The organism is Rahnella ecdela, from assembly GCF_019049625.1.
Taxonomy (GTDB): domain Bacteria; phylum Pseudomonadota; class Gammaproteobacteria; order Enterobacterales; family Enterobacteriaceae; genus Rahnella; species Rahnella ecdela.
Map to the genome: position 1 here is coordinate 22,992 of NZ_JAFMOY010000119.1, position 16,363 is coordinate 39,354.

Consider the following 16,363-nt stretch of genomic DNA (forward strand, 5'->3'; position numbering starts at 1 on the left):
TTTATTCGACGCTGATCACTTCAAAACTGTGAGTGATGGTTGCCGCTTTACCGAGCATCAGTGAAACCGAGCAATATTTTTCGGCAGACAGGCTGACCGCACGCTCCACAATTTTATCACTCAGGTCTTTACCGGTGACGATAAAATGCAGGTTGATATGCGTGAACAGACGCGGCGCTTCTTCACGGCGCTGTGACGTCAGTTTCACTTCGCAGTCACGGACATCGTTGCGGCCTTTTTGTAAAATTGACACCACATCAATGGCGCTGCAACCGCCAGCGGACATCAGCAACATTTCCATCGGGCTCGGCGCTTTATCGCCCGCATTGCCATCCATAGTAATCTGATGGCCTGACGCTGACTCGCCTAAAAACGTCAGCCCTTCTACCCATTTTACGCGTGCGTGCATGTCATATTCTCCCGGTGAATAAATTCGTCAAACTTTCCCCTCAGACTACCCTTTCACCTAAAATCTGGCAACGTAACCCGATCGCCATCATGCTGAAGCGAGACAACAGAAGACAGCATTGCAAACCTGTGCTACAAACAAAGCCGAAACATACTTTCCAGTGAATTGCGGTGACGGTTTTCGCGGTTTAAGAACAGAACCCATGGTGATAACGGCAATAATCAGGCTGTTTCACTCCGACACCCGCTTGCAGCATTTCTGGGGAGTTATATGCTGAAAGGGCGCTTTTGAATTTGAAGTGCCGTACAGGGAACTCTGAGCCCTGTGATTTTGGGCAGCGATAACAACAGAGGATAATAGCAAATGGTTCTCGGCAAGCCACAAACAGACCCGACTCTTGAATGGTTCCTGTCTCACTGTCATATACATAAGTATCCTTCTAAAAGTACGCTGATTCACCAGGGTGAAAAAGCCGAAACGCTTTACTACATCGTGAAAGGGTCAGTTGCTGTCCTAATCAAGGATGAAGAAGGCAAAGAAATGATACTGTCCTACCTTAACCAAGGTGACTTCATCGGCGAGCTGGGACTCTTCGAAGAAGGTCAGGAACGTAGTGCGTGGGTTCGTGCAAAAACTGCCTGTGAAGTGGCTGAAATTTCGTATAAAAAATTCCGCCAGCTGATTCAGGTTAACCCGGATATTCTGATGCGTCTTTCCGCGCAGATGGCAAACCGTCTGCAAGTGACGTCAGAGAAAGTCGGCAACCTTGCCTTCCTCGACGTAACAGGTCGTATCGCTCAAACCCTGCTTAATCTGGCTAAACAGCCTGATGCGATGACCCATCCGGACGGGATGCAAATTAAGATCACTCGTCAGGAAATCGGCCAAATCGTCGGTTGTTCACGTGAAACAGTCGGACGAATTCTCAAAATGCTGGAAGATCAGAGTCTGATCTCCGCACACGGTAAAACGATTGTCGTTTACGGCACACGTTAATCCATTAAAAATCGGCGCGACTGAACACTGTCGCGCCTTTTTTATGGGCTAAGCTTTACCCATGACGCTATGGCGAAGACTGTTTTACCATCCGGAAGTTAACTACGCGCTGCGCCAGACGCTGGTGTTGTGCCTGCCTGTTGGTATCTGCTGGTTGTTCGGCAATCTGCAAATGGGTCTGTTGTTTTCTCTTTGTCCTGCCTGCTGTAACGTCGCGGGTCTGGATACTCCGCACAAACGCTTTTTCAAACGCCTGATCGTCGGCGGCTCTCTGTTTGCCGTGAGCAGCATTCTGCTGCAAGTCATGCTGGAAAGCTGGCACATTCCCCTGCCGCTGATCATGCTTTCGCTGGCGCTATTGCTTGGCGTGACCGGCGAAATAAGCCCGCTGCATGCGCGGCTGTTGCCCGGCGCACTGGTCGCCACCATCTTCACGCTGAGTATGGTCGGCGTACGCCCGATGTGGCAGGCTCCGGTACTGTTCGCCGCAGGCACCGCCTGGTACGGCTTGTTCAACTGGGCGTGGTTTCGTATTTCAGAAGAACAGCCGATGCGCGAAACCCTCAGCCAGCTCTATCTTCAACTCGCGGATTACTTCGAAGCCAAATACAGCCTGCTGACGCAACATACCGACCCGGAAACCGCATTACCGCCACTGCTGACGCGCCAGCAGCAGGTCATCGACCTGATCGCCCTGCTTTATCAGCAACTGCACATGCTGCCGCAGCACGGACATCATCATCACCATAAGCGACTTTTTCAGCGTTTTCAGGTCGCGCTCGATTTGCAGGAACACATCACAGTGAGCCTGCATCAGCCGGAAGAAGTGCAGAAACTGGTTGAGGAAAGCCATGCCGAAGCGGTTATCCGCCGTAATGCACAGGTGATTTCTGCGCGTTTACGTGTCATTGCCGATGACATTCTTTATCACCGTTTATCCGAGCGGTTTACGATGGCGAATGAACTGGCTGCGCTGGAGAAAATCGCCGCACGCAACCCTGATAATCCGGTCGGCCAGTTTTGCTATTACCATTTCAGCCGCATTGCGCGACTTCTGCGTACCCAACGCCCGCTGTATCGCCGCGACCTGATGAACACTCAGCCGCGTTTACCGTTCTGGCCTGCGCTAAAAAGTTATCTCTCTTTTAAATCTTCCGCCCTGCGCAATGCTGCGCGTCTGGGGATTATTCTGGCAATTGGCAGCAGCCTGGGACTGTTCTTCAATCTGCCCAAGCCCTACTGGATTTTGCTGACCATCATGCTGGTCAGTCAGAACGGCTATAACGCCACACGCGTGCGTATCCAGCACCGTGCGCTGGGTACGCTGGCCGGATTACTGATTGCCGCCGGATTACTGAAACTGGAATTACCCGAGGGCATCACGCTGATGTGCATGCTGATCGTCACTCTGGTGTCGTATACGGTGCTGCGGAAAAACTACGGGCTGGCGATGGTCGGGATGACGGTCACGGCGGTTTACACCCTGCAACTGCTGGCGATGAACGGCGTGCATTTTCTGGTTCCGCGTCTGGTTGATACACTGATCGGCTGCGCGCTGGCTTTCGGTGGCACCATCTGGCTGTGGCCGCAATGGCAAAGCGGGCTGCTGCGCCAGAATGCGCATCAGGCGCTGGAAACCTATCAGGATGCCATCCGATTATTGCTTGAAGAAAATCCGGACACCCCGAAGCTCGCTTACACCCGCATGCAGGTCAATCAGGCGCACAATAAGCTTTTCACTTCACTGAATCAGGCGATGCAGGAACCGGGTTTTAACTCGCATTATCTGGCGGATATGCGCCTGTGGGTGACGCACAGTCAGTTTATCGTCGAGCACATCAACGCCATGACTATTCTCGCCCGCGAGCACTACATGCTGCCGGAGAAACTGGCGACGGAATATTTGCAGACCTGTGAAATCGCGTTGCAGAGTTGCCAGCAACGGCTGCTTTATGACGGACCGGGAAATGAGAGCACGCCGATCATTGCACCGGAACTGCATCCCGATATGCCGCTGACCGAAATGGAACGCCACCTGCGGCGCGTGATTTCGCACCTCAGCGTGATGCATACCATTTCGTCACTGGCGTGGAAGCAGAGGCCGCATCATGGGATCTGGCTGACGCGGAAAGCGTGAAGGGGAGCTCCTTTCAAATCCCCTTTTTACTGTGCGGAGGCCGCGCACTGACGGTCTTTTAAACGGATTGCGAAAGTTTCGGTTTCTCAAGTACGGTGATCATTTAAAGCGCTGCGCCGAAACCGCCCGAAGGATCTTAAATTCAACCGCAGATGGGATCGCAGGGCTTATCCCCCTACAACTTTCCCCACAGCCTTCTCAAACCGCTTCATCCCTTCATCAATATCCGCGAAGTCGATAACGAGCGATGGCGCAAATCGCATCACGTTAGGTCCGGCAATCAGCATCATCAGACCGAATTCAGCAGCGGCGGCGTGGAATTCACCCGCGCGGTTTTTATATGCGTCGGAAAGCTCAGCACCGATCAGCAGACCCTGACCACGGAGCTCGCTGAAAATCTGATATTTCTGATTGATGGCATCCAGCGCGCTGATGAATTTCTCGCGACGCTCGTTGATACCTGCCAGCACTTCTGGCGTATTGATAATGTCCAGCGCGGCTTCGGCGACGGCGCAGGCCAGCGGGTTACCGCCGTAGGTGGTGCCGTGTTTACCCGGCTCCATCACCGAGGCCACTTCTTCGGTTGCCAGCATCGCTGAAATAGGGAAGCCACCACCCAGCGCTTTGGCGGAGGTCAGAATGTCCGGCGTCACGCCGTAATGCATATAACTGAACAGCTTACCGCTGCGCCCCATCCCGCTTTGTACTTCATCGAGTACCAGCAGCGCCTGATGCTTATCGCAGAGCTCACGCAAACCTTGCAGGAATTCTTTCGTAGCCGCCGTCACACCGCCCTCGCCCTGCACTGGCTCGACAACGATAGCGCAGGTATGGTCGTCGATCACCGCTTTCACCGCGTCCAGATCGTTAAACGGTACATGCACAATGTCAGCAGGTTTCGGACCGAAACCGTCTGAATATTTCGGCTGGCCGCCGACAGAAACGGTAAACAATGTACGGCCGTGGAAAGCGTTATGGAAAGCGATAATCTTGCTTTTGTATGGGCTGTGGCGGTGCGAAGCATAATAACGCGCCAGTTTAAAAGCGGCTTCATTGGCTTCAGCGCCGGAATTGGCAAAAAACACGCGGTCAGCAAAGGTCGCGTCGATCAGCTTCTGAGCCAGTCGCAGCGCAGGTTCATTGGTAAATACGTTACTCAAATGCCACAGAGTTTCACCCTGTTCGTGCAACGCTTTTACCAGAGCAGGATGGCAATGGCCCAGCGCTGTCACCGCGATGCCCGCAGCGAAATCAACGTATTCCTTGCCCTGCTGATCCCAGACACGACTGCCTTTACCTTTAACGGGAATAAATTTCGCAGGTGAATAAACCGGCAAAATCACTTTGTCGAACGTACCCCGATCTACCGCTGATTTATCTGCCATAACCTTTCGCCCTTACTGATTGTGATATGAAAACATAATCATAAAATATGCATAAAAAATCACATACAGGCAAACAGAAATCGCACCTGATGGGTAAGTTATTTTTGCAGCGATGTTAACGAGGAACTAAACGGTTAGATTTTAAGGAAATTATCCAGAAGCTGATGACCCTGTTCACTCAGAATGCTTTCCGGATGGAACTGAACCCCGTGCAGCGGCAGGGTTTTGTGCATGATGCCCATTATTTCGTCGCGCCCGCCTTCCCGCTCGGTCCACGCGGTGACTTCAAAACAGTCCGGCAGCGTTTCAGGGGAAACCACCAGCGAATGGTAGCGGGTGGCCGTCAGCGGATTGTTCAGCCCGAAAAATACACTCTGGCCGGTATGGCGGACCGGAGAGGTTTTACCGTGGATCGCCTGACGCGCCCGCACGATTTTCGCGCCAAATGCCTGCGCCATTGCCTGATGCCCGAGGCAGACGCCGAGGATCGGCAGATGACCGGAAAAATGAGTGATGGCTTGCAGGGAAATCCCCGCCTGATCCGGCGTGCAGGGGCCGGGAGAAATCACCAGATGTGACGGGGTAAGTTGCTCAATATCGGTCAACGTCAGCTGATCGTTACGCATCACTTTCACCTCTGCGCCCAGCTCGCAAAAGTATTGATAGAGGTTGTAGGTGAAAGAGTCGTAGTTGTCGATCAGCAGCAGCATAGCGTTTCCGGTAAAAGTCGAAAATTTACCGGGCGATTCTACGCATTTTTCAGCACGGACTCAGTATTTTGTGGTTCTGATCGGGCCGATCAATGCTCATCATCAATTTCACTGATGACTTTGTTGAAGATGGCGACCAGATCGGTTTCATCGCCAAACACCGCCGTTTTATTGGCGGCCAGCCAGTTTTCACGGCTGATTTTGGACCAGTCAATGTCATAACCTGCGTGGATAACCAGCTGCTCGACAAAAATCCTCAGCACCCGCCCGTTGCCTTCGCGGAACGGATGCAGCAGATTGAGGCCGGTATAGTAATGCGCCAGCCTCTCCGCGAGCTTGTCCAGTGGCAATCCGACCAGAAACTCCTCGTCCTCCAGCTCCTGCATGAGACCGTTGCCTTCATTTTCGATGTATTCGAAATGGCAGAACTGGGTATCATCTTTGTAGATGTCGATCTCCCGAAATTCCCCTGCCCAGGGATAAATATCCTGAAAGAGCGACAGGTGAATAGCGCAAAGATGTGGCAATCCCATCACGGCCGGACCGAGCGGCATCGCCGCGGCGCGCAGTGCCGTAAAAGCCAGTTCAGCCTGTAGCAGGCGATGGGCTTCGCGGATTTCGAGAGAGTTTTTCAGGACATTGATGCCGGGATAGTAATAAGGATCCGCACCGGCCACGAGTTTATCGTTCATAGTGCCCCCTCAGTTCGGCCAGACGTTGTGCGATTTGCTCGTTATCCAGAGACACGACTTCCACCTCAAGGCCATCCAGCGCGCTGCTGGCCTGAAAGTTCTGCCGCTGACGTTCGCGAAAGAGTTTTTCCTGCTGTCTGAGTGTCAGTTTCTTGGCCATATTTCCTCCCTGGTTACCGCCATCGGGCGCATACCTTGTGGAGTTAAGTATAGACGGAGAAAAAAGGGCACCGGAAAACGCCCCCTAAACTCGGATTAATCGAAAATTACTTTTTACGGCCCCCCATAATCGAACCGAGTACGCCGCGCAGGATCTGGCGTCCTAAATCTCGCGCCATACTTTTGGCAGCCACCTGCACCACACCGTCGCGTTTGCCCCCGCGCGGACCGGTGCTGCCGAACAGAATGTCATTCAGTCCCCCCATCAGACCGCCGCCGGAAGACGTTTGTTCTGCCGGTTTTTGCGTGCCAGTCTGCTGCGGCGTAGTCACCGTGCCGAAACCTTGTGCGGTAATTTTTTCATACGCCGATTCGCGGTCAATACTGTCTTCGTAGCGGCCATACAGCGGGGACTGGTTAATCACTTTGTTGCGTTCATCTTCGCCCAGCATGCCCATTTTGGATTCCGGCGCGATCACCATCGCCCGCTGAACCACTTCCGGACGCCCTTTTTCATCAAGGAATGACACCAGCGCTTCGCCGACGCCAAGCTCAGTAATGGCTGTTTCAGCATCGAAAGCCGGATTCGCCCGCAGAGTTTGCGCCGCCGCTTTCACGGCTTTCTGATCCCGTGGCGTAAAGGCGCGCAGCGCATGTTGTACACGGTTACCCAGTTGTCCGAGCACACTGTCGGGAATATCCAACGGGTTCTGGGTCACGAAGTAAATTCCCACGCCTTTGGAGCGGATCAGGCGCACCACCTGCTCGATTTTGGTCAGCAACGCCTGCGGCGCGTCGTTAAACAGCAAATGCGCTTCATCGAAGAAGAACACCAGTTTCGGCTGCTCCGGGTCGCCCACTTCCGGCAGATGCTCAAACAGTTCTGCCAGCAGCCACAGGAGGAAAACAGAGTAGAGCTTCGGCTGATTGATAAGCTTATCCGCCGCCAGCAGATTGATAATACCGTGACCGCTTTTATCGGTTTTCATCAGATCATTGATATCCAGCATTGGCTCGCCGAAGAACTGGTTGGCGCCCTGACCTTCCAGCGTCAGCAGTCCGCGCTGGATGGCACCGATGGAAGCAGAGGAAATATTGCCGTACTGCGTCTGAAACTGTTTCGCGTTATCGCCGGTAAACTGCACCATCGCGCGCAAATCTTTCATGTCGAGCAGCAGCAGACCATTGTCGTCGGCAATCTTAAAGACCAGCTGTAATACACCGCTTTGCACGTCATTCAGATCCAGTAATCGCGCCAGCAGCAACGGCCCGAGGTCAGAAATCGTGGCGCGGATCGGATGGCCCTTCTCACCAAAAATATCCCACGGGATAATGCTGCACGACTGCGGCTGCCAGCCGGTGACGCCGATACTGGCAAGCCGGGCATTCAGTTTTTCAGAAGGCACGCCGTCTGCACCGATGCCGGACAGATCGCCCTTCACATCCGCCAGAAACACCGGAATGCCGATACGGGAAAACTGCTCGGCCATTCTTTGCAACGTAACCGTTTTGCCGGTACCGGTCGCGCCGGTAATCAGTCCGTGGCGGTTGGCCAGCGCGGGGAGGATCACCAGATCCTGTGCCGGTTTACCTTCATTCATGGCTTTTGCAATCAGACGGGCTTCACTCATTTCATTTTCCTTGAAAGTGGACGCAGGGCGTTCCTTAAAACCTATTAGTCAGCGGGATGGGCGTCAAGAAAGGGGCATAAAATGGGCAAGAAAAAGCCCCCGGCTGGCGGAGGCTTCATCTTCTACTAAAGAAAGGAACTGCAAGGCTAAAAAATTAAGGCAGGACTTTCGCAGACAAAATCACAATCGGCGTAGTCGGTACGTTCTGGTAAGGCCCGACGTTGTCCGTTTTCACCTGTGACATTTTGTCTACGACGTCCATCCCTTTGATGACTTTACCGAAGACGGCATAGCCGAAATCACGCTGACCGTGATCCAGGAAGGCGTTATCCGCCACGTTGATGAAGAACTGGCTGGTTGCACTGTCTTTATCCGCCGTACGCGCCATCGCTACGGTACCGCGCAGGTTACGCAGGCCGTTGTCGGCTTCGTTCTTAATAGGTTCTTTGGTCGCTTTCTGCTGCATATCCGCAGTGAAACCGCCGCCCTGAACCATAAAGCCCGGGATCACGCGATGGAAAATGGTGTTGTTGTAATATCCGCTCTGGGCGTAATCAACGAAATTCTTCACGGAAACCGGTGCCTTAGCACTGTCGAGTTCCAGTTCGATATTCCCTGCTGAAGTGGTCAGCATGACGTGAGTTTGTCCGGCAGCAAAAACCGGCGACATTGCAGTCAGGGAAAGCACCGCAGTTAAGGCCACCAAAGTACGTTTAAACATGACAATTCCTTTCCAAAAATACAAATAACAGATCCCACTGATTCTAAAGAGCCTTTAACCTCAGCGCCAGACCTTTACGGTTATTTACGCTTTACGGTAACTTTTTCAGATATTTCAAATTGTTACTACCAAATTCTGAAAGGTTAGCTGTTGAAATCAACGGGATAATCTTTATCGAGATGAAGAGTTGTTTTTGCAGGCAGAGTTTCAGCAATCACCGAGCCCATACGAATGGAATAGCGAACCGGGACTTGCCTGCGCACCGCATCAAAACCGCTTTCTGCGGGCAGGATCACCAGGCTGGCGGCGTTGCCACTTTCCAGTGCGTAACCGTCCAGATTCATAGTACGCGCACTGAAAGTCGTAATGAGTTTCAGCCCGTCGTTAATTTGCTGATAGCCCATCAGCTGGCAAACATGCAACCCCATGTGCAGCACCTGCAACATATTAGCGGTACCCAGCGGATACCACGGGTCGAACACATCGTCATGCCCGAAACAGACGTTAATACCGGCATCCAGCATCTCTTTGACGCGCGTAATGCCGCGGCGTTTCGGATAGGTATCAAACCGCCCCTGCAGATGGATATTCACCAGCGGATTGGCGACGAAGTTAATTCCCGACATCTTAAGCAGACGGAATAGCCGCGACGTGTAAGCACCGTTATAGGAATGCATCGCCGTGGTATGGCTGGCGGTGACGCGTGCGCCCATATTTTCACGCAGCGCGAGCGCTGCGACCGTTTCAACAAAACGTGACTGCTCGTCGTCAATTTCGTCGCAATGCACATCAATAAGCGCATTGTATTTTTTCGCCAGCGCGAAAGTTTTATGCAGTGATTCCACGCCGTATTCGCGGGTGAATTCGAAGTGCGGGATTGCGCCCGCGACGTCTGCGCCCAGCTTCAGCGCTTCTTCCAGCAGGGCTTCGCCGTCCGGGTAAGACATTATACCTTCCTGCGGAAACGCCACAATTTGCAGCGTCACCCACGGCGCGACTTCGGCTTTCACTTCAAGCATCGCTTTCAGCGCAGTGAGCGTGGGGTCAGAAACATCAACGTGCGTGCGCACATGCTGAATGCCGTTGGCGATTTGCCATTTCAGCGTCTGCCACGCGCGCTGTTTGACATCTTCATGGGACAGCAACCCCTTGCGTTCTGCCCAACGCTCGATGCCTTCGAATAATGTGCCTGACTGATTCCACGATGGCTGACCGGCAGTCTGAGTGGTATCGAGATGAATATGCGGCTCGATAAAAGGAGGTATTGCCAGCCCGCCTTCGCCGTCCAGAATATGTTCGCCGTAGTCGGCATTATCCAGCTGAGAAGCAATATGGCGGATCACGCCGTCTTCGATATCTATCTGCCACAGCCCTTCCCGGTCAGGCAGGCGTACATTTTTAATGATACGCAAAGGAGTTTTCGTCACGCGTTACCTCATCGTTTTCAGAAAGACTTCATCATCAGTGATTTTATAGCCAATCTAAGAACAATAGCCTGAAAGTGTTTATAAATCGAAAGGTTACATAAAAACCCAATGAAATCAGTCAAATACCACCTAAGGAGTATATTGGAACCGGCTTGATTTGTATCAATACCCCCTGTTACGCGCGCGTTATGTTTAGCCTTAGAAAATCAAATTTGAGGCAATTATGAGCAAAGTCAGACTCGCGATAATAGGCAACGGCATGGTGGGCCATCGCTTTATCGAAGATTTACTGGATAAAGCAGAACCGGGCCAGTTCGATATCACGGTATTGTGTGAAGAACCGCGCGTGGCCTACGACCGCGTGCATCTTTCCTCTTATTTTTCCCATCACACCGCCGAAGAACTGTCACTGGTTCGCGAAGGCTTCTACGAAAAACATAACGTCAATGTACTGATCGGCGAACGCGCCATTACGCTCAACCGCCAGGAAAAGGTCATTCATTCCAGCAGTGGCCGCACGGTGTATTACGACAAACTGATTATCGCGACCGGTTCCTATCCGTGGGTTCCGCCGATCACCGGTTCTGACGGTCAGGATTGCTTCGTTTACCGCACCATTGAAGATTTACACGCGATTGAATCCTGCGCCCGTCGCAGCAAACGCGGCGCTGTTGTCGGCGGCGGTTTGCTGGGTCTGGAAGCCGCAGGCGCGCTGAAAAACCTCGGCATTGAAACGCACGTTGTTGAATTCGCACCGGGCCTGATGGCCGAACAGCTTGATGTGATGGGTGGCAGTCAGTTACGCCAGAAAATCGAAAGCATGGGCGTGCAGGTTCATACCGCCAAAAATACCAAACAGATTGTTCAGGGCGGCACGACTGCCCGTAAAACAATGGAGTTTGCCGACGGAACTTTCCTCGAAGTCGATTTCATTGTGTTCTCCACCGGTATCCGCCCGCAGGACAAACTGGCGCGCCAGTGTGATTTAGACATCGCCCCGCGCGGCGGCATCGTGATTAACGATCAATGCCAGACCAGCGATCCGGACGTGTACGCCATCGGCGAATGCGCGTCGTGGAACCAGCGCACCTTCGGGCTGGTCGCTCCGGGCTACAAAATGGCGCAAGTCACCGCCGATCATCTGCTCGGTCGCGATAACGCCTTCACCGGCGCGGACATGAGCGCCAAACTGAAACTGTTAGGCGTTGATGTGGCCGGTATCGGTGATGCACATGCACGCACACCGGGCGCGCGCAGCTACGTTTATCTCGATGAAAGCAAAGCGCTCTATAAACGTCTGGTGGTCAGCGAAGACAATAAAACGCTGCTCGGCGCGGTGCTGGTCGGCGATACCAGCGATTACGGCAATCTGCTGCAACTGGTGCTGAACAGCATTGCGTTGCCGGAAAATCCGGATGCGCTGATCCTGCCCGCCTACGCAGGCAGCGGTGGCGCGGTGATCGGTACAGATGCATTGCCGGAAACCGCGCAAATCTGTTCCTGTTTCGACGTCACCAAAGGCGACATCATCAAAGCGGTTCAGGGCGGTTGCCATACCGTCGCAGCACTGAAATCAGCGACCAAAGCCGGTACCGGCTGCGGCGGCTGTATTCCGCTGGTGACGCAGGTGCTGAATGCCGAACTGAGCAAACAGGGCATCGAAGTTAACAATCATCTGTGTGAGCACTTCGCCTATTCGCGTCAGGAGCTTTATCACCTGATCCGCGTGGAAGGCATTCGTTCGTACGAGGATTTGCTGAAAAAATACGGCAAAGGCTACGGCTGTGAAGTTTGTAAACCGACCGTCGGTTCACTGCTGGCGTCGTGCTGGAACGATTATATTCTCAAACCGCAAAACACGCCGTTGCAGGACACCAATGATGTGTTCCTCGCCAATATGCAAAAAGACGGGACGTATTCCGTGATCCCACGCTCGCCGGGTGGCGAAATTACACCGCAAGGTTTGCAGGCGATTGGCGAAATCGCGGCGCAATACAATCTCTACACCAAGATCACCGGTTCGCAACGCATCGGGATGTTTGGCGCGCAGAAAGACGATTTACCGGCCATCTGGCAGAAGCTGATTAACGCCGGATTCGAAACCGGTCAGGCTTACGCCAAAGCATTACGCATGGCGAAAACTTGCGTCGGCAGCACCTGGTGCCGTTACGGCGTGGGCGACAGTCTCGGTTTTGGCATCAGCCTGGAAAACCGCTACAAAGGCATCCGCACCCCGCACAAAATGAAGTTCGGTGTGTCCGGCTGTACCCGCGAATGTTCAGAAGCGCAGGGCAAAGACGTCGGGATTATCGCAACAGAAAACGGCTGGAATCTGTATGTCTGCGGTAACGGCGGCATGAAACCGCGTCACGGCGATTTACTGGCAGCCGATCTGGATAACGCCACCCTGCTGCGTTATCTCGACCGCTTCATGATGTTCTACATCCGCACCGCCGATAAGCTGCAACGTACCTCAGTGTGGATGGACAACCTCGAAGGCGGCATCGACTACCTGCGTAAAGTCATCATCGACAACAAACTCGGGCTTAACGATCAGCTGGAAGCGGAACTGGCGCGTCTGCGCGAATCGGTCATCTGCGAGTGGCAGGAAACGCTGAACGATCCTGCGGCGCAAACCCGCTTTACCCACTTTATCAACAGCAGTCAGCGTGACCCGAATGTGCAGTTCGTCGGCGAACGTCAGCAGCATCGTCCGGCGCGTCCTGACGAGCGAATTCCGGTGACACAAATCGCCGACGGGGAGGAAGTATTATGAGCCAGTGGTTAACGCTTTGTTCTGTCGGTCAGATCCTGCCGGGCTGCGGTGTTTGCGCGCTGGCAGGCGATCAGCAAATCGCCCTTTTCCGTCCGTATGCCGATGAGCAGATTTTCGCGTTGTCGAATATCGACCCGTTCGCGCAGGCCAGCGTGCTGTCACGCGGGATTATCGCTGAACATCAGGGCGAACTCTGGGTGGCCAGTCCGCTGAAAAAACAGCATTTCCGCCTGACAGACGGCCTGTGTATGGAAGATGAAGTACATTCAATTTCAGCCTACGAAGTGCGTGTCCGCGAGGGGAATATTGAACTGAATACCGCCAGTCTTCAGGCGCAAGCCTGCTAAACTCCGCGCTTTCCACGCCGCCTCCGGGCGGCGTTGTTCTTTATTTAAAATAATGTCGCTTCAGGAACGTTGTCTCAGAGAATATTTGCTATGGATTACCTGCCCCTTTTTTGTCAGTTAAAAAACAGAGCCTGTTTGCTGGTCGGTGCCGGCGACGTGGCTGAACGTAAAGCGCGCCTGCTGCTTGATGCGGGCGCAAAACTGACGGTTAACGCCCTCGCCTTTACGTCGCAATTTCAGATCTGGGCTGATGAAGGCAAAATCCGGCTGCTGAAAGGCGAATTCTCCCCGCTGCTGGTGGATGAAAAATGGCTGGTTATCGCTGCGACCGATTCAGACCTGGTGAATCAACAAGTGAGCGAAGCCGCCGAACAGCGCCGCGTGTTCTGTAACGTGGTCGATGCGCCGGAAAGCGCCAGCGTGATCATGCCGTCGATTATTGACCGTTCACCGCTGATGATCGCGGTGTCTTCCGGAGGCAATGCGCCGGTGCTGGCGCGTTTGCTGCGTGAGCGTCTGGAATCCATTTTGCCGCAGCATCTGGGTAAACTTGCACAGGTCGCTGGCGGATTACGCGCCCGCGTTAAAGCACATTTCACCGATGCCGCTGAGCGCCGCCGCTGGTGGGAAAAACTGTTCAATCATCATCGTCTGGCGCAGTCACTGGCCAATAATGACAACGCGCAAAGTGGGCAATATCTCGAAGAACTGTTCAGCGAACCCGTCGATAAACGGGGTGAAGTCATTCTGGTCGGAGCCGGTCCGGGTGATGCCGGATTGTTGACACTGAAAGGTTTGCAGCAAATGCAGCTGGCCGATGTGGTGGTGTACGACCGGCTGGTTTCTGACGGTGTGATGAATCTGATACGTCGTGACGCCGAGCGTATTTTTGTCGGCAAACGCGCCGGACATCATTGCGTGCCGCAGGAGCGTATCAACGAAATCCTGCTGGAACAGGCGCAAATGGGCAAACGCGTTGTTCGGCTTAAAGGCGGCGATCCGTTTATCTTTGGTCGTGGCGGCGAAGAACTGGAAGCCCTGAAAGCCGCGGGTATCGCATTTTCCGTGGTGCCGGGAATTACGGCGGCCTCTGGTTGTTCAGCCTACAGCGGCATTCCGCTGACCCATCGTGACCATGCGCAAAGCGTGCGGCTCATTACCGGTCATGCGAAGCAGGATGGTGTTTTAGACTGGGCCTGTCTGGCTCAGGGTCAGCAAACGCTGGTGTTTTATATGGGCCTGACGCAGGCCGGGGAGATCCAGCGCCGCCTTCTGGAGAACGGGCTGGCAGCAGAAACGCCTGTCGCGCTGGTTGAAAACGGCACCAGTCAGACGCAGCGCGTGGTCACCGGCAGCCTTACTGAGCTCGAAAATCTGGCGAAACAGGTGCAGAGCCCGAGTTTGATTATTGTCGGTACCGTCGTGAATTTGCGTCAGAAACTGAACTGGTTTGCCAGCGAAACCCTTCTGTAACGTCTTTCTGCTCAGAGAATCTCCATTTATTTTATTAATCAATTCAGAGAAGTGAATTCAGATTCACTTCTCGCCCTCCACTTATAAGATAAATCTCATAACAGAATATAATTCCTGTTATCTCACCTTGTACATCCTTAATTCAAAATAATAACCCCTATCAAATGGAATATTCAGAATCTTCAACTTAAACTTTAATTACGCCAACTGTGGCGTAATCTCCCGTGGAGGGTCAAATCATGCGCCATGCCATTCATGTTGGTCATGTTAACAAGGTTGCCCTGGCAATCTTAGTCGCCCTGTCACTGGCTGCCTGTAGCGGCAGTGGCGGCGGCGGTTCTTCTCATACGGCAAAAACATCCACGACCGGAACGGCAACGACCGGCGATGGAACCACTTCAGGCAGTGACGGAACGAACACCGCAGGCAACGGTACCGGTACCGGTACCGGTACCGGAACAGGATCAGGGACCACTACGACAGGTGACGGCAGCACAACCGCCGGAAATGGAACAGGCACCGGAACAGGGACTGGGACTGGGACTGGAACAGGAACGGGAACGGGAACGGGAACGGGCACCGGCACAGGAACGGGTACCGGAACCACGTCAACCACACTCACGACCGGCACCATCCTGAGCAATGCGGGTGGAGCAGTCAGTGGCCTGGGGACACAAGTCAGCAGTATCGCCAGCCAGACACCGGTAGGTAATATTCCGGTGGCAGGCACCGGCGTAGTCACCATCATCGACAGCACCGGGAAAGCCGTGACGGACGTTGGCAGCGGTGTACAAAACGGCGTGGGACAACTCGGCACCAATCCTAATGCCATCGGGACAACTGTCGCCGGAGTTCCCATCGCCGTGGCTGATTTAGGCACCGGCGTTTCTGGCCTCGGGACTTCGCTGGCAGCCAATACCACCGGAACTCCGGTCGGCGGAGTCACCACCGCGGCTGGCGGACTGGTGAATAATGTCGGGAAAGTCGTCACCACAACGGGTAACGGATTAGCCACCAACGTGCAAACCGGCGCACTTTCGGGTGTGACAACAGCAGCCACCGGCGTGGTCACTCCCGTTGTCGCACAGGTACAAAACACAACCCAAACAGTGGGCGGCTCGACAGGTCTTGGCGCACCCGTTAATGGCCTGCTGAATCAGGTCGGCACTACGGTCAGCAACACAGGAACACAGCTCTCCACCAGCACGCCAGCGCTGGCCGGTCTGGGCACTGCGGTTACCGATACCGGACAGGCTGTTTCTAAAACCGGCACCATTCTGGTTCCGGCCAGCAGCAGCACGACGACAACGGCCAGTAATTCCGGCGGTATTTCGGCAGGTGCAGGCGCCTCTGTCTCGCAGTCAGGCGGTTTGCTTGCAGGTGTGGGGACCACCGTTGGTGGGATCACTGGCGGACTGGGTCTGAAGTTGAATAAAACACAGTAATCTTTCGTGATACAAAGCCCGTTCTCCGACTCTGCCGGAGAGCGGGTTTGCCCCT

At 53.9% G+C, this 16,363-nt stretch carries 14 protein-coding genes; 6 read left to right on the forward strand and 8 right to left on the reverse strand.

The genetic code is table 11. From position 1 onward, the window contains the following. Position 1 precedes the first annotated feature (1 nt). On the reverse strand, positions 2–409 hold the full coding sequence (locus J1784_RS08005) for an OsmC family protein (protein ID WP_217148743.1): 408 nt from the start codon (positions 407–409) through the stop codon (positions 2–4). A gap of 363 nt (positions 410–772) precedes the next feature. Here J1784_RS08005 and crp point away from each other — a divergent pair, with 363 nt between their 5' ends. Together crp and J1784_RS08015 are read left to right on the forward strand one after the other, a co-directional pair. Then, positions 773–1,405, forward strand: a complete 633-nt coding sequence (gene crp / locus J1784_RS08010) for a cAMP-activated global transcriptional regulator CRP (RefSeq protein WP_013573634.1) — start codon at positions 773–775, stop codon at positions 1,403–1,405. A 61-nt stretch (positions 1,406–1,466) separates the two neighbouring features. Continuing rightward, positions 1,467–3,542 carry a YccS/YhfK family putative transporter gene (locus J1784_RS08015; protein ID WP_217148744.1) on the forward strand — a complete coding sequence of 692 codons (2,076 nt, stop codon included), beginning with the start codon at positions 1,467–1,469 and terminating at the stop codon, positions 3,540–3,542. A 167-nt stretch (positions 3,543–3,709) separates the two neighbouring features. Here J1784_RS08015 and argD read toward each other — a convergent pair whose 3' ends face one another. From argD to J1784_RS08050, 7 genes are all read right to left on the reverse strand, one after another. After that, positions 3,710–4,927: a bifunctional acetylornithine/succinyldiaminopimelate transaminase gene (gene argD, locus J1784_RS08020; RefSeq protein ID WP_217148745.1), complete on the reverse strand. Its 1,218-nt coding sequence runs from the start codon at positions 4,925–4,927 to the stop codon at positions 3,710–3,712. A 134-nt stretch (positions 4,928–5,061) separates the two neighbouring features. Next, positions 5,062–5,637 carry an aminodeoxychorismate synthase component II gene (locus J1784_RS08025; protein WP_217148746.1) on the reverse strand — a complete coding sequence of 192 codons (576 nt, stop codon included), beginning with the start codon at positions 5,635–5,637 and terminating at the stop codon, positions 5,062–5,064. Between the two features lie 89 nt (positions 5,638–5,726). Further along, positions 5,727–6,329 (reverse strand): putative adenosine monophosphate-protein transferase Fic, encoded by a 603-nt coding sequence (locus tag J1784_RS08030; protein WP_217148747.1) that lies wholly within the window; start codon positions 6,327–6,329, stop codon positions 5,727–5,729. Continuing rightward, the gene (locus tag J1784_RS08035) at positions 6,319–6,489 is read right to left on the reverse strand and encodes a YhfG family protein (protein ID WP_217148748.1); all 171 of its coding nucleotides are present in this window, start codon (positions 6,487–6,489) and stop codon (positions 6,319–6,321) included. Before J1784_RS08035 ends, J1784_RS08030 begins: the two co-directional genes overlap by 11 nt. Before the next feature lie 106 nt (positions 6,490–6,595). Beyond that, positions 6,596–8,119: a helicase HerA-like domain-containing protein gene (locus tag J1784_RS08040; protein WP_217148749.1), complete on the reverse strand. Its 1,524-nt coding sequence runs from the start codon at positions 8,117–8,119 to the stop codon at positions 6,596–6,598. Positions 8,120–8,273: 154 nt separating this feature from the next. Then, entirely contained in the window at positions 8,274–8,840 is a 567-nt protein-coding gene (gene ppiA, locus J1784_RS08045) for a peptidylprolyl isomerase A (RefSeq protein ID WP_217148750.1), read from the reverse strand. Between the two features lie 143 nt (positions 8,841–8,983). Continuing rightward, entirely contained in the window at positions 8,984–10,267 is a 1,284-nt protein-coding gene (locus tag J1784_RS08050; RefSeq protein ID WP_217148751.1) for a cytosine deaminase, read from the reverse strand. A gap of 223 nt (positions 10,268–10,490) precedes the next feature. On the opposite strand from J1784_RS08050, the gene nirB reads away from it, so the two are divergent. The 4 genes from nirB (at position 10,491) to J1784_RS08070 (ending at position 16,308) form a co-directional block, all read left to right on the forward strand. Continuing rightward, complete coding sequence (gene nirB, locus J1784_RS08055; protein WP_217148752.1) at positions 10,491–13,043, forward strand: nitrite reductase large subunit NirB; 2,553 nt, start codon at positions 10,491–10,493, stop codon at positions 13,041–13,043. After that, the gene (nirD, locus tag J1784_RS08060; RefSeq protein ID WP_217148753.1) at positions 13,040–13,390 is read left to right on the forward strand and encodes a nitrite reductase small subunit NirD; all 351 of its coding nucleotides are present in this window, start codon (positions 13,040–13,042) and stop codon (positions 13,388–13,390) included. Before nirB ends, nirD begins: the two co-directional genes overlap by 4 nt. A 90-nt stretch (positions 13,391–13,480) precedes the next feature. Then, positions 13,481–14,863: a siroheme synthase CysG gene (gene cysG, locus J1784_RS08065; RefSeq protein WP_217148754.1), complete on the forward strand. Its 1,383-nt coding sequence runs from the start codon at positions 13,481–13,483 to the stop codon at positions 14,861–14,863. 239 nt (positions 14,864–15,102) lie between these two features. Next, positions 15,103–16,308 (forward strand): collagen-like triple helix repeat-containing protein, encoded by a 1,206-nt coding sequence (locus J1784_RS08070; protein ID WP_217148755.1) that lies wholly within the window; start codon positions 15,103–15,105, stop codon positions 16,306–16,308. The last annotated feature ends 55 nt before the right edge of the window (positions 16,309–16,363 follow it).